This window comes from Zobellia sp. 1_MG-2023 (assembly GCF_030549125.1).
In the GTDB taxonomy this organism is placed as follows: Bacteria; Bacteroidota; Bacteroidia; order Flavobacteriales; family Flavobacteriaceae; genus Zobellia; species Zobellia russellii.
The window spans coordinates 100669-125603 of sequence record NZ_JAUOSY010000011.1 but is presented as its reverse complement, the minus strand read 5'-3'; the positions used below and the strand labels follow the sequence as shown (position 1 = coordinate 125603).

Annotated in this window: 26 protein-coding genes; 16 read left to right on the top strand and 10 right to left on the bottom strand. The window is 38.3% G+C overall.

What is annotated here, in order from left to right; translation table 11 throughout:
* The first annotated feature begins 25 nt into the window (after positions 1-25).
* The 6 genes from ruvX (at position 26) to Q4597_RS18010 (ending at position 3967) form a co-directional block, all read left to right on the top strand.
* Positions 26-436 (top strand): Holliday junction resolvase RuvX, encoded by a 411-nt coding sequence (ruvX, locus tag Q4597_RS18035; RefSeq protein WP_303407465.1) that lies wholly within the window; start codon positions 26-28, stop codon positions 434-436.
* The gene (gene def, locus Q4597_RS18030; RefSeq protein ID WP_215912677.1) at positions 437-1027 is read left to right on the top strand and encodes a peptide deformylase; all 591 of its coding nucleotides are present in this window, start codon (positions 437-439) and stop codon (positions 1025-1027) included. It begins immediately after the preceding gene.
* Between the two features lie 60 nt (positions 1028-1087).
* Positions 1088-1507, top strand: a complete 420-nt coding sequence (locus Q4597_RS18025; RefSeq protein ID WP_303407464.1) for a DUF5606 domain-containing protein — start codon at positions 1088-1090, stop codon at positions 1505-1507.
* 237 nt (positions 1508-1744) lie between these two features.
* Positions 1745-2188 carry a BLUF domain-containing protein gene (locus Q4597_RS18020; protein WP_215441767.1) on the top strand — a complete coding sequence of 148 codons (444 nt, stop codon included), beginning with the start codon at positions 1745-1747 and terminating at the stop codon, positions 2186-2188.
* Between the two features lie 284 nt (positions 2189-2472).
* Complete coding sequence (locus tag Q4597_RS18015) at positions 2473-3561, top strand: ATP-binding protein (protein ID WP_303407463.1); 1089 nt, start codon at positions 2473-2475, stop codon at positions 3559-3561.
* Between the two features lie 19 nt (positions 3562-3580).
* Positions 3581-3967 (top strand): response regulator, encoded by a 387-nt coding sequence (locus tag Q4597_RS18010; protein WP_215441769.1) that lies wholly within the window; start codon positions 3581-3583, stop codon positions 3965-3967.
* A 43-nt stretch (positions 3968-4010) separates the two neighbouring features.
* Here Q4597_RS18010 and Q4597_RS18005 read toward each other — a convergent pair whose 3' ends face one another.
* The 5 genes from Q4597_RS18005 to Q4597_RS17985 form a co-directional block, all read right to left on the bottom strand.
* Complete coding sequence (locus Q4597_RS18005) at positions 4011-5627, bottom strand: family 20 glycosylhydrolase (protein ID WP_303407462.1); 1617 nt, start codon at positions 5625-5627, stop codon at positions 4011-4013.
* A 32-nt stretch (positions 5628-5659) separates the two neighbouring features.
* Complete coding sequence (locus Q4597_RS18000) at positions 5660-6298, bottom strand: GDSL-type esterase/lipase family protein (protein ID WP_303407461.1); 639 nt, start codon at positions 6296-6298, stop codon at positions 5660-5662.
* The gene (locus Q4597_RS17995) at positions 6299-7180 is read right to left on the bottom strand and encodes an alpha/beta hydrolase (protein ID WP_303407460.1); all 882 of its coding nucleotides are present in this window, start codon (positions 7178-7180) and stop codon (positions 6299-6301) included. It lies immediately after the preceding gene.
* A gap of 20 nt (positions 7181-7200) precedes the next feature.
* Positions 7201-7926, bottom strand: a complete 726-nt coding sequence (locus Q4597_RS17990; RefSeq protein ID WP_303407459.1) for an MIP/aquaporin family protein — start codon at positions 7924-7926, stop codon at positions 7201-7203.
* A gap of 149 nt (positions 7927-8075) precedes the next feature.
* On the bottom strand, positions 8076-8528 hold the full coding sequence (locus Q4597_RS17985) for a DUF1569 domain-containing protein (protein WP_289041310.1): 453 nt from the start codon (positions 8526-8528) through the stop codon (positions 8076-8078).
* Positions 8529-8724: 196 nt separating this feature from the next.
* On the opposite strand from Q4597_RS17985, the gene Q4597_RS17980 reads away from it, so the two are divergent.
* The 4 genes from Q4597_RS17980 to Q4597_RS17965 all read left to right on the top strand — a co-directional run bounded on the left by Q4597_RS17980 (position 8725) and on the right by Q4597_RS17965 (position 15084).
* Positions 8725-9153 (top strand): hypothetical protein, encoded by a 429-nt coding sequence (locus Q4597_RS17980; RefSeq protein ID WP_303407458.1) that lies wholly within the window; start codon positions 8725-8727, stop codon positions 9151-9153.
* 144 nt (positions 9154-9297) lie between these two features.
* Positions 9298-10380 (top strand): efflux RND transporter periplasmic adaptor subunit, encoded by a 1083-nt coding sequence (locus Q4597_RS17975; protein ID WP_303407457.1) that lies wholly within the window; start codon positions 9298-9300, stop codon positions 10378-10380.
* 24 nt (positions 10381-10404) lie between these two features.
* Entirely contained in the window at positions 10405-13653 is a 3249-nt protein-coding gene (locus tag Q4597_RS17970; RefSeq protein WP_215912687.1) for an efflux RND transporter permease subunit, read from the top strand.
* Positions 13654-13656: 3 nt separating this feature from the next.
* Positions 13657-15084, top strand: coding sequence for a TolC family protein (locus Q4597_RS17965; protein WP_303407456.1), 1428 nt, complete (start codon positions 13657-13659; stop codon positions 15082-15084).
* A gap of 84 nt (positions 15085-15168) precedes the next feature.
* Here Q4597_RS17965 and Q4597_RS17960 read toward each other — a convergent pair whose 3' ends face one another.
* Together Q4597_RS17960 and Q4597_RS17955 are read right to left on the bottom strand one after the other, a co-directional pair.
* Positions 15169-16083: an SMP-30/gluconolactonase/LRE family protein gene (locus Q4597_RS17960; protein ID WP_303407455.1), complete on the bottom strand. Its 915-nt coding sequence runs from the start codon at positions 16081-16083 to the stop codon at positions 15169-15171.
* Positions 16083-16925, bottom strand: coding sequence for a sugar phosphate isomerase/epimerase (locus Q4597_RS17955; protein WP_303407454.1), 843 nt, complete (start codon positions 16923-16925; stop codon positions 16083-16085). The genes Q4597_RS17960 and Q4597_RS17955 overlap by 1 nt, the downstream gene beginning before the upstream one ends.
* A gap of 99 nt (positions 16926-17024) precedes the next feature.
* Between Q4597_RS17955 and mazG the strand changes: the two genes are divergently transcribed.
* The 5 genes from mazG to Q4597_RS17930 all read left to right on the top strand — a co-directional run bounded on the left by mazG (position 17025) and on the right by Q4597_RS17930 (position 21703).
* Complete coding sequence (gene mazG, locus Q4597_RS17950; RefSeq protein ID WP_215912691.1) at positions 17025-17807, top strand: nucleoside triphosphate pyrophosphohydrolase; 783 nt, start codon at positions 17025-17027, stop codon at positions 17805-17807.
* A 70-nt stretch (positions 17808-17877) separates the two neighbouring features.
* Positions 17878-19248 (top strand): MATE family efflux transporter, encoded by a 1371-nt coding sequence (locus tag Q4597_RS17945; protein ID WP_303407453.1) that lies wholly within the window; start codon positions 17878-17880, stop codon positions 19246-19248.
* 1 nt (position 19249) lies between these two features.
* Positions 19250-19477, top strand: coding sequence for a hypothetical protein (locus Q4597_RS17940; RefSeq protein WP_215441783.1), 228 nt, complete (start codon positions 19250-19252; stop codon positions 19475-19477).
* Between the two features lie 5 nt (positions 19478-19482).
* Complete coding sequence (locus tag Q4597_RS17935) at positions 19483-20058, top strand: phosphatase PAP2 family protein (protein WP_303407452.1); 576 nt, start codon at positions 19483-19485, stop codon at positions 20056-20058.
* Positions 20048-21703, top strand: a complete 1656-nt coding sequence (locus Q4597_RS17930; protein WP_303407451.1) for a glycosyltransferase family 39 protein — start codon at positions 20048-20050, stop codon at positions 21701-21703. Before Q4597_RS17935 ends, Q4597_RS17930 begins: the two co-directional genes overlap by 11 nt.
* A gap of 17 nt (positions 21704-21720) precedes the next feature.
* On the opposite strand, the gene Q4597_RS17925 is transcribed toward Q4597_RS17930, so the two are convergent.
* From Q4597_RS17925 to Q4597_RS17915, 3 genes are read right to left on the bottom strand one after another with little or no spacing between them, the layout of a single operon-like run.
* The gene (locus tag Q4597_RS17925) at positions 21721-22683 is read right to left on the bottom strand and encodes a glycosyltransferase family 2 protein (protein ID WP_215441786.1); all 963 of its coding nucleotides are present in this window, start codon (positions 22681-22683) and stop codon (positions 21721-21723) included.
* A gap of 41 nt (positions 22684-22724) precedes the next feature.
* Positions 22725-23768 (bottom strand): methylmalonyl Co-A mutase-associated GTPase MeaB, encoded by a 1044-nt coding sequence (meaB, locus tag Q4597_RS17920; protein ID WP_303407450.1) that lies wholly within the window; start codon positions 23766-23768, stop codon positions 22725-22727.
* Between the two features lie 2 nt (positions 23769-23770).
* Entirely contained in the window at positions 23771-24331 is a 561-nt protein-coding gene (locus Q4597_RS17915; RefSeq protein ID WP_303407449.1) for a DUF2911 domain-containing protein, read from the bottom strand.
* 154 nt (positions 24332-24485) lie between these two features.
* Between Q4597_RS17915 and Q4597_RS17910 the strand changes: the two genes are divergently transcribed.
* Entirely contained in the window at positions 24486-24911 is a 426-nt protein-coding gene (locus Q4597_RS17910; RefSeq protein WP_215441789.1) for an organic hydroperoxide resistance protein, read from the top strand.
* Positions 24912-24935: the final 24 nt, after the last annotated feature.

The following is a 24935-nucleotide window of genomic DNA, read 5'->3' as shown; positions in this document are numbered from 1 at the left end:
TATTTTTGCAAAAAATAAATGAGGGTTGGGAAGATTGTTGGCATTGGATTACGGAAAAAAACGAACGGGGATTGCCATTACGGATGAACTTCAGTTAATTGCCTCAGGTTTAACTACCATACGTACTTTTGAACTAATAGACTTTTTAAAAGATTATACCCAAAAGGAAAGTGTAGAGAAGTTTATAATTGGTGAGCCGCGCCAAATGGATAATACTCCCAGTGCGTCAGAAGCTTTGATCGTTCCTTTTTTAAATCGATTAAAAAAAGTTTTTCCGCACATACCCGTTGAAAGACAGGACGAACGTTTTACCTCTAAAATGGCCTTTCAGACTATGATAGACAGTGGCCTAAAGAAAAAACAAAGAAGAGATAAATCTTTGGTGGATGAAATTAGCGCAACAATTATTCTACAAGCCTATTTAAATAAAATTTAGATGATATTACCAATTATCGCTTATGGCGATCCAGTGTTACGAAAAGTGGGCAGTGACCTGCCAAATGATTATCCAAAATTGAACGAGTTAATAGAGAATATGTGGGAAACCATGTATAATGCCAATGGTGTGGGCTTGGCGGCGCCACAAATTGGATTGCCTATACGTTTATTTTTGGTAGACACTACTCCTTTTTCTAAGGATGAAGATTTATCCGAAGAAGATCAAAAGAAATTGGACGGTTTTAAGAAGGTATTCATTAATGCATATATTGAAGAAGAAACCGGTGAGGAATGGGCTTTTAGCGAGGGTTGTCTAAGTATCCCGGATGTTCACGAAGATATAAAGCGAAAAGATACGGTAACCATTACTTATCTAGATGAAGATTTTAAGGAACACACAGATACATATGATGGGCTCTTGGCAAGGGTAATCCAACACGAGTACGATCATATAGAAGGTGTTTTGTTTACAGACAAACTTTCGGCATTAAAAAAGCGAATGCTTAAGGGCAGATTGAACAACATCTCTAAAGGAAACATTAGAGCAGATTATCGCATGCGTTTCCCGAACCAGAAAAAAGGACGTTAAAGTTGTATCGTAATTCGTTGAAAAGTGCAATATTTGCGCTCCTAAAATGTAAATTTTTATATGAGTTTAGATAAAATCTTATCCATTGGCGGAAAACCGGGCCTTTACAAATTGGTAACCCAGACCCGTACCGGGTTTGTAGCTGAATCACTTATTGATCAAAAACGTATTACCGTTGGTATGCGAAGTAATGTTAGTATCCTTTCTGAAATTGCAATTTATACGCTAGACGAAGAGTTGCCTTTAAGAGATGTATTCTTAAAGATACAGGTTAAGGAAAAAGGAGAGAAAACCTCGGTTCCCCATAAAGCTGAAAAAATAAAGTTGGAAGAGTATTTTTTTGAAATTTTACCCAACTATGATGAAGACAGGGTATATGCCAGCGACATTAAAAAGGTAATACAATGGTACAATATTCTTCATGAGAATGGTATTACGGATTTTTCCGGAGATAAAAAAAACGCTTCTGAAGAGGAGTAGAGTCTAGTTTTTAGAATATTATATATTAGTTAAGACCCTCCTTTTAGGAGGGTTTTGTTTTTCGTACACTGTTACTAGAATAAACGGTGTGTCAATAAATTTATAGCGTAGGATAAATCTTTCTTTTAATGAAAGAATAAATTGTAAAATATTGAATTACAGTAATTTCGATATTTTTTTCATTATTAAATCGTTATCTTAGCTAGTAACAAGCCAACCAAACACATACCAAATTACATGTTCTGTTTAGTATATACCTCTATTGCTAATGCTGATTTTGGTCCCCAAGAAATCCAGGAAATGGTGGAAAAGGCCAAGGAATTCAATAAGCAAAATAACATCACCGGATGTTTGCTTTATTTTAAGGAAAGGTTTATTCAATATATTGAAGGAGACGAAACCAAGATCAGAGAACTTTTTGAGAGAATAAAGCTTGATGACAGGCATACAGGGGTAACCTATCTGTCCGGAAACAAAATCCATAATAGAGAATTTAATGATTGGCTTATGGCTTTTGAGCACCTTAAATCAGAGAATAGTAACTTACAGTACTTGAAACTATTAGTCAGTACTTTTTTTGAGAATCCAGAAAATTCTTTATCTCCAAACCCCACTAGCATAGAATTTTGGAAAGCTACAAAGCTGTTGTTAGCCACAAAATATGCTGGTAAAAACGTTTAAACTTCTTCTAAATACTTGATGATAAAGTTTGGACTAAATTAAAATTATCAAAAAGAATATTTGATGCTACCATGGGCAAAATTCCTTAGTCCTCGCTATTTTTCATTTCTTACTTAGATACTTCAATTCTTTTATCAATTCTTGATTGCGAAATTGTCTATGGTTTTTCATCGATAGATAATTACCATTCATCGTCAGCTTCTTACTACATAGCTCTTTTTATTAATGGTTTGTGTTAAAATTCTGGAAATTAGCACAGTAAGTGATTTTTAAACAAATGATAAATGATGAAAGATGTAGCCGAAATTAACAGCGAATTAAAAAGTGCTTTTTTTGAAAATGCCTATTCTCCCTTTGTAAATCTAGATAACCAAATGAATTTTGTAGACGTTAATAATGCCTCAATAGTTACATTGGGGATTAAAAGACCTGACATTATTGGGAAAAATTTGCTGGAAATATTTCCTCACTTAACAGGAACAACTCGCTACAAATCTTACAAAGAAGTATTTAAGACTGGAATTCCTGTTGGCTACGATCAACTTTCGTTTAATTTAAATAATGTAGAATATAAATGGATGGTGAGGGCTTTTAAAATTGGAGATTATCTGGGGATTTCTACTCGAGACATTTCAAGTTTAAGTAGAACAATAGATGAGTTAAAAGATACTCAGGATTCTTTAAAAAAGGTAAACGATAATCTAAAAAAGTCTAATAAGGAGTTAGAGGAGTTTTCCTATGTGGCCGCCCATGACTTGAGGGCGCCGCTTACAAACTTAAAAAGTCTTTTTGAAATGTTTATGAAAGCAGGGCCGGTCTCAGAAGACCTAAGCCCAATTGTTGATAGAATGAAGAAAGTGACTAAAGTTATGTGTGATAAAGTTAGAGCCTTAAATCATGTAATCGCTGTAAAATCCAATTTTAACGGAAATCATGAAAATGTTGTTTTTGCAGACGTTGTAGCAAAGATTAAAGCAAGCTTGTCAGAAGATATAATCAATAGTAGAGCTATTATTGAAGCTGATTTTTCGAGTTGTCCTATGATAAATTATTGTCCAGTTCAAATGGAGAGTATTTTGCAAAACCTTATGTCTAATGCTCTTAAATACAAACATCCCAATCGCAAACCCATTATTAAAATAAGGACAAAAAAGATTGATGATAAGATATTTCTCACTTTTAAAGACAATGGTCTCGGGTTTGATCAAACTGTAGCCAACAAAATATTTGGATTATTTAAACGAATGCACACTCACGTTGAAGGTCTTGGTATTGGCCTCTACATTATTCACTCTATAATAACGGAAAAAGAAGGAAAAATAGAGGTTAAAAGTCAAGTTAATAAAGGAACCGAATTTAATATTCAATTTTAATAATCAATAACCAACGAAAATGATAAAGATTCTGATTATAGAAGACGACGACGTAACAAATTTCATTTCTGAAACTAAATTAAACGATTTGGGTTTCAATGATATAACGATAGTAACTAATGGTCAAATGGGAATAGACTATTTAAAGACCAATGAATGTCCAAATATTATTTTACTGGATATAAATATGCCAATTTTAGATGGTTGGGAATTTCTGGAAATTAAACAGAATCTAGGCATTTGTCCTAATGTGCCAATAATAATTACTACCTCATCAGGAAGACCTGAAGATAGGCTTAAAGCTTCCGCTTTTGGAGATATTTTTGATTATTTAGAAAAGCCTATCAATTTTGATTTATTACACTCGCTTCTTTTAAGATTAGAAAAAGAAAACCTACAATGTTAAGATTCAACTATATTATGTTACAGCAAAATTTTTTAAAAAACCTCTAATCTTTATCGATTGTTTTATACGTGAATTTGCTTTTTTTCCAATCTATTAAAGGAGACGGGTAGTACTTTACGTTCATCCGGTCTAAGAATGGCGCTTGATTGGCTAAACGAAGCTTGTACTTTTCCCAATTTCTGTTTTCGGGAGTTGACCAATTTAGTTCTGCATAACCAATGGCTCGGGGAAAAGCAAGGTATTCCAGTTCATCAATATTACTAATGGTTTCGGACCATAGTGGAGCTTCAATACCCAAAATGTTTTCTAAGGGAATACCTTCATAGGTTTCCGGAGACCAGACGTAAGCAGTGTCCGTTGGAATATAGCCGGCCCAGTGTAATCCGTGTTTGGACAGGGTGTCATATTCCATATCCAAGTATGCTTTTTTAGCAGGAGACATGATAATTTTCATGTTCTTTTTTACGGCCAAATCTGCATTCTCTTTACTCGACCAAAACTGAGAAACCGAAGTGGAATCTATATCTGCAGTGGCAATTTCATCCCAGCCTATCATACGTTTTCCATATTTCTGAACTATTTTTTCAACCTTTTCAACAAAGTAGATATAGTCTTTCTTCTTGGTAACATGGCTCTCGTCTCCACCAATATGAAAGTAGGGGCCGGGAGTAATAGCAGATAGCTCTCTAACCACATCATCTATAAAGGCATATGTAGTGTCTTTTCTAGTATCAAAAGTGCTAAAACCAACTCGCATGCCCGTATATAGTTTTACTTCCTTACCATTTCCGTTTAAAAAGGGGTAAGAAACAGATGCCGCATTGGTATGCCCGGGCATATCAATTTCAGGAACTATAATCATATGGCGCTCCGCAGCGTAGTTTACGATATCCTTATATTCTTCTTGTGTGTAAAAGCCACCGGATTTGCCGCCAACTTCAGTACTACCACCAATTTCCGTAAGTTTTGGCCAAGATTTTATTTCTATTCGCCATCCTTGATCGTCCGATAGGTGCAAGTGTAAAACGTTGTATTTGTAATACGCCAAAAGGTCTATATACTTCTTTACATCTTCAACACTAAAAAAATGACGGGCTACATCTAACATGCTTCCGCGGTATTCAAAAACAGGGTTGTCTATGATTTTCCCGGTAGGAATATTCCATACTTTATAAGGGGCAACGGAGTCAAGTGGTGTTTCCGGAATGATTTGTCTAATTGTTTGTACTCCTCTAAAAGCACCGGCAGCCGTATTTGAGTTTAGAATAATAGAATCTTTAGTAATGTAAAGCTGATATGACTCAGGAGTATTTAACGCAACACTATCAGATTGGTTTATATAGATAACACCCTCCCTGTTCGGAGTTTCTTGAACGTTCACGGAAATATCCAAAGCGGTCTTAGCATGGATTTTTTCCGATAGAAATTTTCCCACTTCAGGAAATCCATCTGCATTTTCAGAGGTATAGATAGCCGTAAATTTATCCAAGGCAAAACCGGAATTGGTAGGTATGATTTTCATTGGCAACGGAATCATGTTTTCCATGGCCAGATTGGTCTGTGGGAGGTTCAGCACACGTTTCTTTTTCTCGGGTTCACAAGAACAAAGGACAACAAATATGCAACTGATAAATAACGCGCTGATCAAGTTAGATTTCATCTTTAGTTTTTTTGGAGTGGACTCTTTTATGCCTAGTTTACATAATCTTTTAAGACGGTATACCAAATTTCATATCCCTTGGAGTTCATGTGCAGGCCGTCAGATACAAAGATATCTTGTTTTACCTTTCTTCCATTAAGCATAGGGTTCCAAACATCTACATATTGTAGTCTATTATCAGTAAGCGTCATTTTTTCCATTTTCCGGTTGAGCCTTTTGTATTTCCTTCTCAGTTTCCATCTGGAAATACTTGGTTTGGCAGAAATGAATACAATCTGTGTTTGGGGACTTTCCGTAAAAATTATACGCTGTATTTCTGCTAGGGTATTAATAATTTCTTTGGGTCTCTTTTTGCTCTGAATATCGTTGTCACCTTCATAAATAAAGACCTTTTTAGGTTTGTATTTTAGGATAAGATCATTCGTAAATTCAAGAAGGTCTACTGCTTGTGAGCCTCCAAACCCAGAGTTAAGGACTTGGTATTCAGGAAACCTTTCTTGTAAATCTTTCCATACGCGTATGCTTGAGCTTCCTGTAAAAACAATACTCTCCAGTGAAGGGTTGTACAATGAATCGTTCTTTTGAACAATGGTTTCTACTTCTTTTTTAAAGACGCTTTGCGCATGTAAACTGAAACCCATGAGCAATAGTAAGATTAGGGAAAACCTCATTTATTTTGATTTAGATGTTTGAGTAATTCCTTGTGCAACGGACCAATCATAAAAACGTTGAATCCAATTATCGGATGGCAAGCCTTGTTTTTTCATTCCAAAACCATGTCCTCCTTTGGCGTACATATGTAGTTCTGGTATGTAGCCGGCTTTCAACCACGAATTATAAATTTCAATACTGCCCGGAGCAAGACCTAATGGGTCATCACTAGCGCAAATTACAAGTAAATCCGGGGCGTTCTTGGGAGCGTCCTGAACGGGGTAAGCACTCGTCCATGCATAGACTGGAACTATAAAATTTGGCCGATTATCTTCTGTGTAATTGTAAGCTACGCCCATGGTTACAGCTCCTCCAGCAGAAAATCCCATGAAACCTATTTTATTTGGATCCAATTGATATTTTTTTGCGTTTTGTCTAACATAGGAAATTGCAGAAAGCCCATCAGCAACAGACAAAGGTAGTACGGGAGCTACTCTTTCTGCTATTCGGGCGGGTTTGTTCTTACCGTCATCACTAATTTCTTGTACCGCATCTTTACCGGTAGGAACAAGACGATATTTTAAAACGAACGCAGTTATACCTTTATCAGCGAGCCATTTGGCTACGTTACGTCCTTCACTATTAATGCTATGCGCGTACAAAGCACCGCCTGGAGCAATAATAACAGATGTACCATTGGGTTTCTCCGGTTGAAAAACTTGAAGGGTGGGTACGGAAACATTTGTAACTACCTCTGTGTTCCAAATATCCGAGAAGTATTGTCTTTCTTCGTTTTCCCATTTTACGGTCTTACTTTTTTCATAGGGTATTTCTATGAACTCTTGTGCAAGACCAATTTGTACGATTAAGAAAAATGAAAATAGAAAGCTTATTTTTTTCATCAGTATAGAATAAAGGTTGCTTAAACGGATACGGCAAGGTAAACCAGAGCTGCTAAAAACCCACCGAACAATGGACCTACAATAGGCACCCATGCATAGCCCCAATCACTACTGCCTTTACTTTTTAAGGGTAATATAGCGTGCAATAAACGCGGACCAAAATCACGTGCCGGATTTATGGCATAACCTGTTGGGCCCCCAAGCCCAAAACCAATACCCATTACCAATAGAGCTACCGGAAGCGCATCTAAGGAACCCAAGGAAATGGCTTCCTCTCCAAACTTGCCGCCTGCAATAAAGAACACACCAAAAACTAAGGTAAAGGCTCCAATTGCTTCCGTAACAAAGTTCCAAAAGGGGCTTCTTATGGCCGGGGCGGTACAAAAGGTAGCCAGTATAGCTCCTTGGTCTTCGGTGGCATCATAATGTTTTTTGTAAGTGAGCCAAACTAGGAAATTCCCCATCATGGCACCCAAAATTTGGGAAACCATATAACCGGGTACCAACCCCCAACTAAACTTGCCTGCTGTGGCCAATGCCAAAGTTACAGCTGGGTTTAAATGGGCGTGGCTAACATCTGCACTTACATAAACACCTATAAAAACGGCAATACCCCATGCTAATGAAATACCGGTCCACCCGGTGTCAGGGCCCTTGGTGCCTTTTAAAACGAGATTGGCAACAACACCGTTCCCTATAAGAATAAGTAAAGCGGTTCCAATAAATTCATAGAGATAAACAATCATAGTTGAGTTAGTTAAATTGTTGAGTTAGTTAATTAGTGGAAAGATAATGAAAAATCAAAATTTTATCCGTGTAGTACATATAGGGGCAATCATAAAATACAGGCAGTTTTAGCCTTGCTATTTACTGTAACGAATAAAGGTAAAGCGAATCAGACATTAAATTGTTGAAGGTGATGGTCCAAATGTTTATAAAAAAGGACGTTCCATTCTTGAGAGGTGAGTTTTCCAAAAGCATGCGACTCTTTATTTTGAAAATGAGCTGCACCTAGTTGTTGTGTTTTTTCTAAATGTGCAATAAGTCTCTCTTTTTCCAATTGAAAATCCCGCTCATCGGTAATATAAAATTCTGGAGCTGTACGAATATTTCTTTTATAAGGTTTAGGACCTATAACCAGATTTTTTGCAAAAAGTTTAATCATAAACTTCTTAAACCCTTTAGGTTTGGGGTATTTGTCCGTATAGGTCATGTCATAAGCCACATTACAATGAGCCAACATTTGGCCCACATTCATCTTTCCCCATAAATTAGTACTTGTTGGATTTAGTTGGTTGATACGGGAAATAATTTCGTTTACATCATTTTGGTCAAATACATTTTTCATGCTGCCTATGGTTTTATAAAAGATGGTAATCTAAAGGACCTGACGGAAAGATATTAAAAAAAACGAACCTTTTACTTCTCTTTTGTTAGATAAATTAGGGAAGGAATAGTAATATGAAAAAAAATAAAGCGGTTAACAAATTTTTAAGAAGATACTATTTGTGCACCTTAAGAACGTACACTAGTTTTGCTCACAGATGAAAAAAAGGTATCTACAATATTTTTTATCTCTTTCAATACTCCTTTTAGGCGTTTGTGGTCAAATATCCGCAAATTCATCTTATGGTGCTGGTACGGATGCAAGTGTAGGTCTGCAAACGGAAAGGAACAATGCTGCTATTGAACTAGAGCAGTTCATTCCCTCGGGATTAAGTTCTTCCTCGTCTGAAAAACGACATACCAATAAGATTGAAATTACGGATGAGCAAGAGGAAGAAGAGGAAAATGAGCCTACGCTATCCGAAAAGCAATTAAAGGAATACAACTCCTTAAACTTACTTTCTAGATTTTACGGAACAGGCTACTTTTTTCACCTGATCAAGAACCAGCTTACGTTTTACAAGCATTTTACTTACCTGTCTACCTTTAAGACACTTCACCTTATGTTCAGCGTTCTACAGCTGTGATACTTGGTTTTGTTCGGCATATATACTACGCGCCGAACTTTTCTTTTTTAGTGCCATGCGGAAAATAAGGCACTTTAGAAAATTACCTCAATGATGTTTTAAACACATCAACATAAACCATTATCAAAACTAAAATTTTAAGTAATGAGAAGAATCTTCATGCTCATGAGCTTGTCTGTGCTATTGTTTCATTCAAGTTGTACGTCCGAAAAAAAACATAAAGAAAAGGAGGCAAAATACTTGGTTACCAATCCTGTACTAATGGATACCGTTATAACCAAAAATTATGTTTGCCAAATCCACTCCTATAGAAATATAGAACTACGAGCCTTGGAAAAAGGGTATCTAAAAACCATTTTTGTAGATGAGGGCCAACATGTAAAGAAAGGTCAACCCATGTTCAAAATTATGGACAAGGTCTATAAGTCTGAGTTACAAAGAGCTAATGCGGAAGCCGAAGTAGCTAAAATTGAGTATAACAACACACAGTTGTTGGCGGACAGTAACGTAGTTTCTCCCAATGAATTGGCTATGAGCAAGGCCAAATATGATAAGGCCAAGGCAGAAGTTGCTATGGCGGAAACACATTTGAGCTTTACGGATATCCGCGCTCCTTTTGATGGAATAATTGATCACCTTATGGTAAGGGAAGGAAGCCTTTTGGATGAGGGCGAGTTACTCACCTCCTTATCCGATAACAGCAAAATGTGGGTCTACTTTAATGTCTCGGAAGCGGAATACCTAAACTATGCCCTTAACGGTAATTCTGATGATAAGGTAGGGGTAGAGCTGCTGATGGCCAATAATCAAAAGTTTGACCAAGAAGGAATAGTAGAGACTATAGAAGGAGAGTTCAATAATGAGACGGGAAATATTGCATTTAGGGCAACCTTTCCTAATCCTAAAGGTATTTTACGCCATGGGGAAACCGGAAATGTTCTAATGAAAATGTTCCTTAAAGATGTACTTATAATTCCTCAAAAAGCAACATTTGAAGTGCTTGACAAAAAGTACGTTTTTGTGCTTGACGAAGACAATGTGGTTCATCAAAAAGAAGTTACCGTAGGTTCCGAGTTGCCACACTTATTTGTGGTGCAAGACGGATTGTCCAAAAACGATAAAGTAATGCTGGAAGGTATTCGGTTGGTAAAGGAAGGAAGTCACATAGAGCCAGATTTCATGGCGCCTAAGAAACAATTGGCCCTTCTTGATCTCTATGCAGAGTAATATCCAATCTTAAATACCAAAAATATGTTCAGTAAATTTATAAAACGGCCAGTTCTGGCTATTGTAATTTCGGTAATTATTGTTTTTGTGGGACTCTTGTCCATTAAGCAATTACCTATATCACAGTTTCCACAAATTGCCCCTACAACGGTAAATATTTTTATAGCATACCCAGGAGCAAGTGCGGATGTATTGGTGAAATCTACCCTAATACCTATTGAAACGGCAATCAATGGTGTGCAAGACATGCGTTACATTGCGTCTGATGCCACCAGTGCCGGAGAAGGTACCTTACGTATCATTTTTGAGCCTGGTACCGACCCGAACGAAGCGGTTGTTAGGGTAAAGACCCGGGTGGATCAAGTAATGCCTTTGTTACCGCCATTGGTGCAAAGAGAGGGGGTTATTATTACCCCGGTACAACCAAGTATGTTAATGTATGTGAATCTTTTTAGTAGCTCTAAAAAGAACGATGAAAAGTTCCTGTACAATTATGCGTATACCAAAATAGTTCCGGAGCTTCAACGTATAAAAGGCGTTGCCAGTGCAAAGATATTGGGTAGTAGAAAGTATGCCATGCGGGTTTGGTTAAAACCTGACCGTATGCGGGCGTACAATATTTCCGCAGAAGATGTCCTCGAGGCTATGGATGAGCAAAGTGTTATTGCGCGGCCCGGTCGTTTAGGGCGTAGTTCGGGTAAAAAATCCCAAGCGTTGGAATATGTGCTCACTTATGAGGGTAGGTATAATGAGGCAGACCAGTACAAGGATATTATTATAAAGGCAAATGAAGATGGTGAAATACTTACTTTAAAAGATATTGCGGATGTAGAATTAGGGAGTGAATTTTTTGATATTTATTCTAATTTGGACGGGAAACCCTCGGCATCGGTAGTTCTCAAGCAAACTTTTGGAAGTAATGCCAGTGATGTAATAGATTCCGTAAAGGATAAATTAAAAGAGCTAAAGGAAAACTTGCCGCCGGGCATAGACTATCAAATAAGTTATGATGTTTCTAACTTTTTGGATGCCTCAATAGAGCAAGTTGTGCATACCTTACGTGATGCTTTTATCTTAGTGGCCATTGTTGTGTTTCTTTTCTTGGGCGATTGGCGTTCCACTCTTATTCCTATCATTGCGGTGCCCGTTTCTTTGATCGGGGCATTCTTTATCATGCAGCTTTTTGGACTGTCAATTAACTTAATAACTCTCTTTGCCTTGGTATTGGCAATTGGTATTGTGGTAGATGATGCCATTGTTGTGGTAGAGGCCGTTCATGCAAAGATGGAAGAAGAACACCTAAACCCGTATCAAGCGGTTAAACAGGTGATAGGTGAAATTGGAGGAGCTATTATTGCCATTACCATGGTTATGGTATCCGTATTCGTTCCTATTTCTTTTATGACAGGGCCTGTTGGGGTATTTTACCGCCAATTTAGTATTACCATGGCCGGTTCCATTATTATATCCGCCATTGTTGCGCTTACACTTACTCCGGTGTTGTGTGCCATGATATTGAAGAACAATCACGGAGTGCCAAGAAAAAAATCACTTGTTGATAGGTTTATAGATTGGTTCAATAGAGGGTTTGAAAAACTCACGGGCAGATATGTAAACGTACTTAAATATATAGTGAATAGGCGAGTGGTTACTTTTGGAATTCTGATCGCTTTTTGTGCGGGTATATTTTTCACGAACGAAACCTTACCTGCAGGTTTTATACCAAACGAAGATCAGGGTACCATTTATGCCATTATTCAAACGCCACCAGGAGCCACATTGGAGCGGACTAATGATGTAGCTCATAAACTTCAGGCAATGTGCGAAGAAATGGATGCTGTAGAGTCCGTATCATCATTGGCCGGTTACGAAATTATGACCGAAGGTCGTGGTTCCAATGCGGGTACCTGTCTTATAAACTTAAAACCATGGTCGGAAAGGCATGAGTCGGTACATGAAGTAATGGAAGAACTTGAGGAAGAAAGTAAGAACCTTGGGGCAGTTATTGAGTTTTTTGAACCGCCCGCAGTACCAGGTTTTGGTTCTTCCGGTGGATTTTCTATGCGTCTTTTGGATAAAACGGATAATACAGATTATCATGAATTTGAAAGAATAAACAATGAATTTATGGATGCCCTAAGCAAAAGGGAAGAACTTACCGGGCTCTTTACTTTTTTTGCGGCCAATTACCCTCAGTATGAACTTGTGGTAGATAATAAGGCGGCAATGCAAAAAGGGGTGTCTATTGGTAAAGCCATGGAAAACCTGAATATTCTAATTGGTAGTACCTATGAACAGGGTTTCATAAAGTACGGACGTTTCTTTAAAGTGTACACACAGGCCGCTCCGGAATATAGGCGTATGCCATCTGATCTTGAACAGCTTTTTGTAAAGAACGAAAAAGGGGAGATGGTACCTTATTCGTCATTTATGAAACTTGAAAAACGTTTAGGTCCAAATGAAATTACGCGTTATAATCTATATAATTCCGCAGCTATAAGGGGTCTGCCGGCTCCAGGCTATACCAGTGGAGATGCAATTAAGGCCATTCGTGAGGTAGCGGAAGAGAGTTTGCCCAATGGCTTTGATATTGCTTGGGAAGGCCTTTCCTATGACGAAGCGGGCAGAGGTAACGGCTCAATTTACATATTTCTAGTTGTACTGATTTTCGTTTACTTGGTATTAGCGGCTCAATATGAGAGTTTCCTATTGCCATTGGCGGTTATTCTATCCCTTCCTGTTGGTATTTTCGGGTCTTTTCTACTCCTGAAAGCTATGGGATTGGCAAATGATGTGTACGCTCAAATTGGTTTGATCATGTTAGTTGGTCTTTTGGGTAAAAATGCGGTATTGATCGTAGAGTTCGCAGTTCAGAAAAGACGTGAAGGCGCTACAATACTTGATGCGGCCATTGAAGGTGCAAAAATGCGTTTCAGGCCTATCTTAATGACTTCTTTTGCCTTTGTAGCCGGGTTGATCCCACTAGTTATAGCAACTGGTGCCGGTGCCATTGGTAACCGTACCATAGGTGGTTCGGCTATGGGTGGTATGCTATTGGGTACACTTCTAGGGGTTCTTGTAATTCCCGGGTTGTATTTTGTTTTTGCAAAAATGGCAGACGGTCGTTCATTGATAAAAGATGAAAACAGCGAGCCTTTTACAGAAGGGCTGATCAGAACTTCGGAAGAGGAAAATGTTACTCAAGAGCAAGTAAGCCAGCTGCGTAGAATGCTCAAGAAAATCCTATCGCGAAAGAAAAATCCAAAAAATTAAAAGATGATAAAACATATTAAGACCCTGGTCTCCATTTGTGCGGTACTGCTAGTGCATTCTTGTGTGCCAACTAAAACGGTACGTGAAGCTGATGCCTCCGTTCCCGAGCAGTATTCGGGGGAGATGAATGATACGGTAAATACGGCCACGGTAAAGTGGAGAGATTATTTTAAGGATGAAAATTTGACGTCCCTCATTGATGTTGCATTGCAGAACAACCAGGAGCTCAACATTGTGTTACAGGAAATAGCAGTAGCACAAAGCGAGGTGAAGGAGAAGAAAGGGGAATACCTTCCTTTTGTTGACCTGAAAGCTGGTGGCGGACTCGAAAAAGTGGGTCGGTATACGAGTCAGGGTGCAAGCGATGCGAATAATGATATTAGGCCTGGAGAGGAATTTCCGGAGCCTTTAGGCGATTTCTTACTTGAAGCGCGAGCTGATTGGGAGATAGATGTGTGGCATAAACTTAGAAATGCAAAAAAAGCCGCGGTCATGCGGTACCTCTCTTCGGTGGAAGGCAAGAATTTTATGGTAACCAATCTCATTTCCGAAATAGCTAATGCCTATTATGAATTATTGGCCTTGGACAATCAAATGGCTATCGTAAAGCAGAATATTGGTATTCAGAGCAATGCTTTGGAAATTGTGAAACTTCAAAAGGCCGCCGCTAAAGTAAATGAGTTGGCCGTTAAGAAGTTTGAGGCCGAAGTTTTGCATACCAAGAGCCTTCAGTTTGAGATTCAACAGGAAATTGTTCAGAAGGAAAACGAAATCAATTTTCTTTTAGGCCGATATCCACAACCTATAGCAAGGAATTACAGCGGGTTTGAAACCTTGGTTCCGAAAACGGTTCAGCTTGGGTTGCCTTCTCAGCTGTTGGCCAATCGTCCTGATATAAAACAGGCAGAACTGGATCTAATGGCTGCCAAACTAGATGTAAAAGTGGCCAAGGCCAGATTTTATCCTTCTTTGGGCATATCTGCGGGAATAGGTTTTCAATCCTTTAAAACGGAGTATTTATTGGAAAGCCCAGAATCTTTGATTTACTCTGTATTTGGTGAATTAACAGCGCCTCTCATCAACAGAAATGCAATAAAGGCGGCATATACAGGTGCCAATGCAAAACAGTTGCAAGCGGTCTACAATTATGAACAGACCATTTTAAATGCTTATGTTGAGGTAGTAAATCAATTAGCGAAAATAGATAATCTGGAAAAGAGCTATGATTTAAGGTCAAAAGAGGTTGATGCTCTAACCGCATCTATAGATATCTCAAACCGACTTTTTAGATCTGCCAGAGCGGATTATATGGAAGTACTTATGACCCAGCGTGACGCGTTGGAAGCAAGAGTAGAGCTTATTGAAACCAAACAAAAGCAGATGAGTGCCGTGGTAAATGTATACCGTGCTCTTGGTGGCGGGTGGAATTAGCGTTTAAAATCCCCTACTTATTTTTACCTGTAAAAGCCATTTCACACTAGTGTGAAATGGCTTTTTTTTATAACATACCTGGGACTATCGTACGCCGTTTACGTTCATTTCTAAGGTATAGGCAGAGTCCATTGCGGTAATGAACAGTGTTTTTTGTTCGGGACCTCCAAAAGTTACATTGGCTGTCCAGCTCTCTGGAACATCAATATGTTCTATTTGTTCGCCTTTTGAGTTGAACACAGTAACTCCGTCTCCGGTAAGATAAACGTTTCCTTGGTTGTCCAAGGTCATGCCATCGGAGCCCATATCGGTAAATAACTTTTTGTTGGTTAGGTTTCCGTTCGCTTCAATGGTATAAGAGTAGGTTTTTTTGGCTCCATTGTCGGAAACATATAAAGTTTTGCCATCCGGCGAACCTATAATTCCGTTGGGTTGTTCAAAATTATCATCGGCTACAATGCGCGGAACGGAATTCCCTTTTGGTAAATAATATACACGCCGGGCAGATTGTTCCGGCTCGGTATGTTTCCACCAAGATCTTTTATAAAAAGGATCGGTAAAGTAAATACCCCCATTTAAATCTACCCAAAGGTCATTAGGGCCGTTCAGCTTTTTTTCTTCGTAGTCATCAATTAGAACGGTCACTTTTTTATCCGGGGCTATGCTCCAGAGCTCGTTCTTTTCATCGGCTGCAGCCAAAAGATTGCCATCATGGTCAAAATAGAGTCCGTTGGCACGCCCGGAGGGCTTCATGTAGTCGGAAACGGTATTAGTTATGGCATCCCATTTCACGATACGGTCATTGGGCTGATCCGTAAAATAGATGTCACCATTTTTATCAACTGCCGGACCTTCCGTAAATTTATATTCATCGGAGACCAAAGTTAATTCGGCATCTTTAGCTATGATATTTTTGGATAAATTTTGCTGCCCCTTACAGGAGGATAGTGCCAGTATAGCGGCAACTGAAAACAGTAAGGGTATAGATATATTTTTCATTAGTATAGTGTTTTTAGAAAGTTCATGTTATGCTTCATACTTTTCATAGGAGTGCTGGCATATTCTTCTTGTTCTATAAAAATATGTTCAACACCGGAGTTTGATTTGTGTTTCATCATAGTGGCAATATCAAGACTGCCTTTACCAAATTCCGTACTTACCTTTTCGTGCATGTTCATATCCTTTAAATGCCATAACTGAAACCGTTTAGGGTACTTTTTAAAATAGTGCAATGGGTCTTTTTGAGCAACAATAACCCATCCTAAGTCCAGCTCCATATGAACAAGGTCTGGATCAGTGTTGTCCATGAGAACATCATAGAGTACTTCGCCTTTATGGGATTCAAATTCGTACTCGTGGTTGTGGTACCCAAATTTTAGACCAAGTTTTTTACAGGCTTTTCCGGCTTGGTTGAATGCGTCGGCCACTTTTTTGTAATTATCAATATTTTGCCCTTTGCTAGGTAGGGAAGAACAAATAACATACTCTTGACCTGATTCCACAGCTTGCCGCATGGTATCGTCAAAATTTTTGTCCAAAGCAACGTGTCCACTACAGAGTTTCATGCCCAAGCTATTACAGGTGTTTTTCATTTCCTTTGGAGAAAGCCCGTAATAGAGTCCCTCTTTGCTTCTTGCCGATTCTATTTTTTTAATACCGATAGCCGCAATTTGTTCCAAGGTTCCCTTGGCATCTTTGGCCATTTCATCACGAAAGGTATAAAGCTGTACGCCATACGCTTCATCAGGTATTTTGGAAAAGCCCATTGTTGGCATTATTAAGCTTCCGGCAGTGGCCAATCCGGACTGCTTTAAAAATTTTCTTCGGTTTATATTGGTCATAATCGGGTAGGGATAAATCTTAGTAAAGACTTCTAAAATACTCTAAATTTTCGACACGTTAAAGGGAGGGTCTTTGTACTTTTACGCAAATTTTCAGCCATGAATACAAGACAGCAGAAATTGGAAGCGTTTGATCGTTTGTTGACCATAATGGATGAACTACGTGAGCAGTGTCCGTGGGATAAGAAACAGACCATGCAAACCTTACGTCATTTAACTATTGAAGAGACCTATGAACTTGGCGATGCTATTCTTGAAGATGATTTGGAAGAGGTTAAAAAAGAACTTGGCGATGTATTATTGCACATTGTTTTTTATTCAAAAATTGGAAGTGAGACCAATGACTTTGATATAGCCGATGTTTGTAACGAAATATGCGAAAAGCTCATTAACAGGCACCCCCATATTTATGGTGATGTAAAGGTTACCAATGAGGAAGATGTAAAACGGAACTGGGAAAGCATAAAACTTAAAGAGGGAAAGGGCAAAAAGAGTGTCTTGGAAGGCGTGCCCAAAGGTTTGCCGGCCTTGGTTAAAGCAAGTCGTATTCAAGAAAAAGTGGCAGGTGTTGGTTTTGACTGGGAAAAGCCGGAACAGGTTTGGGAGAAAGTACAGGAAGAACTTGCCGAGTTACGGGAAGAGGTAAAATTAAAGAACCAAGATAAGATGGAAGCCGAGTTTGGCGATGTCATGTTCGCCATGGTAAATTACGCAAGGTTTTTAAAGATAAGCCCGGAAAATGCATTGGAACGGACTAATAAAAAATTTATAGGTCGCTTTCAATATCTGGAATCCAAAGCTAAGGAAATGGGAAAGGAACTAAAGGAAATGACCTTAGCGGAAATGGATGTTTTTTGGGACGAAGCCAAGCTATCCGAATAAACTTTCCAAAAACAAAGTCTCTTAATTAGGTAAGATAAATTAAATCCTTACCTATAAAATACATTCAGTTTTGTTTCAGCAATACACTAAAGAATTCAAATATAACATTCAGCTCTCAGTACCTGTAATATTAGGGATGTTGGGGCATACATTTGTTCAGTTGGCCGATAATATTATGGTAGGTCAACTAGGAACGGCAGAGTTGGCGGCAGTTTCATTGGGTAACAGTTTTGTTTTTATAGCCATGTCATTGGGTATAGGATTTTCAACCGCAATAACACCTTTGGTTGCGGAGGCGGATGGTGCCGGGAACAAGTCCGATGCCAAAAGTGCCCTAAAACATGGTCTGGTGTTGTGCACCGTTTTAAGTTTGATGCTGTTTGGGGTCATATTACTGGCCAAACCATTAATGTATTCTATGCGGCAATCGGAAGAGGTGGTTGCCTTGGCTTTACCCTATCTGGATTTAGTAGCTTTTTCCTTGGTTCCGTTGGTTGTATTTCAGGCGTTCAAACAATTTTCAGAAGGATTGTCGCAAACTAAATACCCTATGTACGCTACAATTATGGCCAATGTGGTGAATATTGTAATTAATTATTTGCTGATTTTCGGCTCCTTTGGTTTTCCTAAAATGGGTATTGTAGGAGCGGCAATAGGTACTTTGGTTTCCCGCTTTTTAATGGTGGCCTATATCTGGTATTTGTTAAAAAGTAAAAAGAAATTCCATGATTACGTAACCGGATTCAATTTTAAGAATATTGAAAGAAAAGTAATCAAAAAAATTATCGATTTAGGTTTTCCATCGGCATTGCAAATGTTTTTTGAGGTAGCTATTTTCACTGCGGCAATATGGCTTAGTGGTGTGTTGGGTAAGAATGCACAAGCGGCCAACCAAATTGCATTAAACTTAAGCAGTATGACCTTTATGTTCGGAATGGGGCTAGGTATTGCCGCTATGATTAGAGTGGGAAACCAGAAGGGTCTGCGCAATTTTGTGGAATTGAGGCGTATTGGTCAGTCTATATTTTTTCTAACCTTATTATTGGAGATTGTATTTGCTGCGCTATTTCTGTTAGGTAGGCACTGGTTCCCTACCTTGTATCTGGATTTGGATGATGCCTTAAACGTGGCGGATAATACAGAGGTTATTGTTTTGGCCGCTGAATTATTACTAGTGGCAGCTTTCTTTCAAATATCCGATGGAGTACAAGTGGTAGTTCTAGGAGCGTTACGTGGTCTTCAAGACGTTAAAATACCCACGCTCATAACTTTTATAGCCTATTGGGCCATAGGTTTTCCTGTAAGCTACTTTTTAGGTTTATATACAGATTTAGGAAGTACCGGTATATGGATAGGTTTGTTGACCGGGTTGAGCGCATCGGCGGTTATGTTGTATATTCGCTTTAATTATTTGACTAAAAAGTTAATAGTAAATTCATAAGATGGAATTCCCAAAGTTTTTGTTAGGTGATAATACGGATTATCCTACAGCTATATTTGTTGTACATACAGAGTACCCTAGGTTTATTATCAACCTGGAAAATGATGAGGTAGAATGGTTAGAGGATTTTTCAACTGAAGATGAAAAGGAGTTGGAGTCCGAAGCACAAAGCCTTATAGAACAGGCGGGTGAATTTTATGACCGTGAGGTATCTAGATACGAAGAGTAGCTATCATGTGGCAAGAACTTATTCAGCAAGATAAAGAGCTTTTCCTTTTTTTAAATAATTTGGGAACCTCATCCTGGGATGCTTTTTGGTTGTTTATCTCTAATAAATTTAGTGCTATTCCCTTATATGCGGCCCTATTGTTCTTGGCGTATAAAACATACGGACTTAAAAAAACCTTGGTGCTTTTGGTTGCCGTTGTCCTGTTGATAGTAGTAACGGACCAGTTGGGCAATTTCTTTAAATACGGTGTGATGCGTTTACGACCTTGTCATGACCCTAGTTTAGACGGATTGGTAAGATTGGTAAAGTCATCCTGTGGTGGTAAATTTGGTTACTTTTCTGCGCACGCGGCAAATAGTTTTGCGGTAGCTTTTTTCTTTACGTTACTACTAAAACATAAGTATGCTTTTATTGGATACGTTCTTATATTTTGGGCCATTTTGGTAGCTTATAGCAGAATTTACTTGGGAGTTCACTTTCCATTGGATGTGCTTACGGGCGCCTTTATAGGATTGTTTTTTAGCTGGTTGTTTTCAAAGTTATATATATTTGCAATCGAGAAATACTTGAATGATATCTAACTTCAGATACATATTTTTATTGGTGCTGATTGTTCTGGTTTATATAGCCGGTATGTTCGTTACCCTTTTTGAGAACGATTCTGCCCAATTTGCCGTAATGGCAATGCGAATGGTTCAAGAGAACGATTTTATAAATCTCATAAAAGGCGGCACGGAGTATTTAGATAAACCCCATTTGCATTTTTGGTTAGCGGCTATATCTTTTAAAATATTCGGGTTGTTTGAATGGGCTTACAGAATACCTGCAATACTGGTAACTTTGGTTGGGGCGTATAGTTGTTTTGGCTTAGGAAAGCTTCTTTACAATACGAACACGGGTAAGTTGGCAGCGTTGATATATATGACCGCACAAACTATTGTGCTGTCCGTCATAGATGTGCGTACAGATGCGGTTCTTACCGCTTTTACCATCCTATCTATTTGGCAATTTGCAACCTATATTGAAAAGCGAACGTTAGTTTCTATACTTATTGGAGGATTGGCAGCTGGTATGGCATTTTCAGCAAAAGGTCAGATTGCCCTTTTTGTAATTGGGGTATCCATTATTTGCCATTTAGCTTATACCCGTAAATGGGAAAGCATTCTTAGTTGGAAAGTTCTGGTAGGATTGGTGTGTTTTGGAGTTGCTACGGTACCTATGTTGTATGCGTACTACCATCAGTTTGATATGCATCCTGAAAAGGTGATTAGAGGAGCGGCCAATCGTAGTGGTATTCTTTTCATTTTTTGGGAGCAAAGCTTAGAACGTACCGGGGGAACTATGGGAAAGGCTTCTAAGGATTATTTTTTCTTTTTCCATACTTTTTTGTGGGTTTTTATTCCTTGGACCATTCCGGCAATCTTTGCTATTGGCGCTCGGTTTAAAACCCTGTATAAATTAAAATTTAGATATAATAGCAAGGTTGAGTTTTTAACATTGGGTACTATTACCATCTTTTTTGCGGTAGCGAGTCTATCCCAATTTAAATTACCTCATTACCTGAATATAACCATTCCGTTATTCGCAGTGCTTACGGCATCTTACATAAATGATTTGATCAGATATGATCAAAAGAAGATTTTGAGAATCCTTTTAGGCTCGCAATACTTTGTATTGAGCATAGTCTTTACTGCCGTTCTATTTATATGTTTTTTCGTATTTAAATTTGAAAGTTTTTTGGCACCAGTACTTTTGACCCTTTTGCTAATGGTCATCATTTATTTCTGCCTAAAAAGAGAAGCACGTTTTCTACGGATTATAACCTTGTCGGTTTATAGTTCTTTACTGTTAAATTCTGTGCTGAACCTACATTTTTATCCGGAGTTGCTAAAGTTTCAGGCAGGTTCTAGTATGGCAGAGGTTGTTTCGGAGGAAAATATTCCTGTAGACCAAATTTACAAAGTATCCAATTTTCACACGTGGTCGTTGGATTTTTATAACCAATATCCGGTGCAGTACGCTTCCGTTAAAACTCTTGAGAACAAAAAAGATATTTGGCTTTACGTGAATGATACCGATTTACGGAGCATTCAAGATGCCGGATTTGATTGGGACCAGCAGTTTACGGAGAATGATTTTAGAATCTCTAGGTTGTCCAAAAGTTTTTTAAATCCTTCAACCAGAAAGCGGACTTTAAAAAAGATGCATCTGGTACATATTCATTAGACTTTCTATCTTAAAGATTAGGGTTGAACTTGGTCCGCTATGGTAACATCCTTTACTCTGTATGGTCTTTTCTTCTGTGACTCGTAATAGGTACGTATTAATAGTTCCATGACGATACCTATTGTAAAAAGTTGAATACCTGCCAAAATGAACATCATACCAAAAGTCAATAATGGACGTGAACCAATGTCTTCTCCCATTCCAAATTTTACTACCAGAAGATAAATGTTTGTAATAATTCCAATTAAAATTAGAACAACACCAAAGATTCCAAAGAAGTGAATTGGCCTCTGAAAGTACTTTCTTATAAATAAAAGCAGCATAATGTCCGCAACCACCTTAAAGATGCGTTCTAAGCCATATTTAGAGCTGCCGGCATGCCTAGCATGATGTTTTACCGGTACCTGTTTGATACGGGCTCCTTCAAAATGAGCGAGTAGGGTAATGAACCTGTGCATTTCGCCATACAGATTAAGGTCTTTTGCAATATCCTTGGTAAAAACTTTTAAAGCGCAACCGTTGTCTTTAATATCCAGTTTGGCCGTTCGACGTATTAATGCATTGGCAATTTTTGATGGAATTTTTTTAACAAAGGAATCTTTTCTTTGGGCACGAATACCTGTAACTACATCATAATCGCCATTAACCACATACTCTAGCATAGAGGGAATATCGCTAGGGTCATTCTGCATATCGCCGTCCATAGTAATGATATACTCTCCTTGAGCATAATCAATACCGGCCGCCAATGCTAAACTTTGACCGTAATTTCGTTTAAGACTAATAAGATGAACTTTATCATCCTTCATCTCCTTTATAACCTTACGAGTACCGTCAAAAGAAAAATCGTCTATGTAGACAATTTGATAATTGTATCCGGCTAAGCTTTCGTGAATTTTTTTTGTGAGCAGAACAACATTTTCCGACTCGTTAAAAACAGGAATGACAATTGATAAGAGAGATGTGGTAACTAAATCCATTAGGCTATAAGAAATTAAGCTCACAAAATTAAGCTAATTATTTAAGAGCGGCTTTTAAAAATTGCTATCAATTGGTCCGCAGCTTGAAAAGGTGAGATTTTTTTGGAAATTATCTGTTCAATATAGTGGTTTATTTTGTTTGATATTAAGGAGTCTTCAAAAAAATCCGATTTCAGCTTTGCTTCAATAGTTTCGTAGAGCCAGTTTTTATTCTGTTGTGTTCTTTTTTTATTGAAATAGTCCGTTTTTCTACTTTGATAAATATAATTCTCAATATTTTCCCAGACCTCTTTAATACCGGTGTTTTCCGTTGCGGAGCAGCAAGATACCGTAGGTCTATATCCATTTTCTTTAGGTGGATATAACTGTAAGGCATTTTCAAACTCACTTTTGGCAATAAGTGCTTTAGGCAGGTTGTCTCCATCGGCTTTATTGATGGCAATACCATCTGCCATTTCAATTATTCCTCTTTTAATACCTTGAAGTTCATCGCCTGCACCGGCCAATTTTAAAAGTAAAAAGAAGTCTACCATACCGTGTACAGCGGTTTCGCTCTGTCCAACTCCAACAGTTTCTATAAGAATAATGTTAAAACCGGCAGCTTCGCACAGAATGATGCTTTCTCTTGTTTTACGGGCTACTCCTCCCAATGAATGTCCGGAAGGTGAGGGGCGGATAAATGCGTTAGAATCTTTGGTTAAAGATTCCATTCTAGTTTTATCTCCTAAGATGCTACCCTTGCTTTGGCGACTGGTAGGGTCAACCGTAAGTACGGCAACTTTATTTCCATTGGAAGTTAATAGTTGGCCAAAAGTTTCGATAAAAGTACTTTTTCCCACACCGGGAACTCCTGTGATACCTATACGTATGCTTTGGATTGGTTTCTGAAGACAAAGGGCAATGACCTTATTGGCTTCCGTAATATGTTTTTGGTGGTTACTCTCAATTAAGGTGATTGCTCGACTAAGTGCAGTTTTGTCCCCTTGGCAGAGGGCTTCGGCCAGTTTACTAGGGTCAATGGTACTTTTCCTTTTTTTCCGAATTTCAGAAATACCTTTTGCATCTATATTTTTATGGTTCTCCACACTTATTTACTAATAGGTACCTTAACTAGTGTTTTATCCCACATGATGCGCATATAGAGCTGTCCTGTATTATCAAAGTCTATAGTAAAATGCTCTACGGTTTCCGCTAATTGTTCGGTTGGGATTTCAATTTCGATAACATCTTCTTCAAGAATACGTGTAGTCTCTTTGCCTCCACTTAATATACTCACCCCCCAATCAGGTATATTATTATTGAATATTACCGACCACGTTTGCCTACCGGGTCTTGTCCATAGAGAATAAACCCCAGAAGAAAGGTTTTTACCGTCAATTTTAATATCCGATGCAGTAGAAAATGTAGTGGGCTCATTTGCTCCCGTACGCCAAACTACATCATAGGGCACAAGCTCGCCAAATATAATTCTATCCTTTTTAGAAGGGCTAGAATAGTTTACGGACAAATCCATTCCGTTATTTGTGTATACGGCTGTCTTTTCCGGACTATGCTTTTTGGTCTGTGTTCTCATGTAGGGTCCAACAACAAAAAAGAATAAAAGACCTACTATAGCAAATACAATAAGAATCCATTTCGTAAATTTCATTGTAACGGCATTTGTTACCCCAAGTTACGAATTAGGGGTGTAATCCATTCTTTTTTTAACCGTAAAGATGCTTTTCACATTAATTTAATAATCCATTTTATTTTTTCACAAATTCATAGCTTAACTTCATGAAGTAATCATAAACTTATACGTAATGAAAACTATTTTTAAAGCGGAAGCAACGAATACAGGAGGTAGAGCAGGTCATGTGAAAAGTGATGACGGAGCTGTAGATTTAGATATAAAAATGCCAGGTGCGGACGGAAAAACGGACGGTAAATCTACAAACCCTGAACAGCTCTTTGCTGCGGCATATTCCACATGTTTTGCTGGGGCACTTCAGGCAGTTGCCAAAGAACAAGGTGTAGAGGATCTTGGGGATTTTAGCGTAACAGCTATTATTGGTTTTAACAAAGACGAGGACGGTTTTTTCATAGATGCCACTCTAGACTGTTTATTACCAACTGTAGATAAGCAAAAAGGCGAGGAGTTAATCAATGCTGCGCATGAAATATGCCCTTATAGTAAGGCTACAAGGGACAATATTACCGTAGAACTTAATTTAATGGTTGAAGCATAATTGCCAAGACTAAATGTAAAAGCC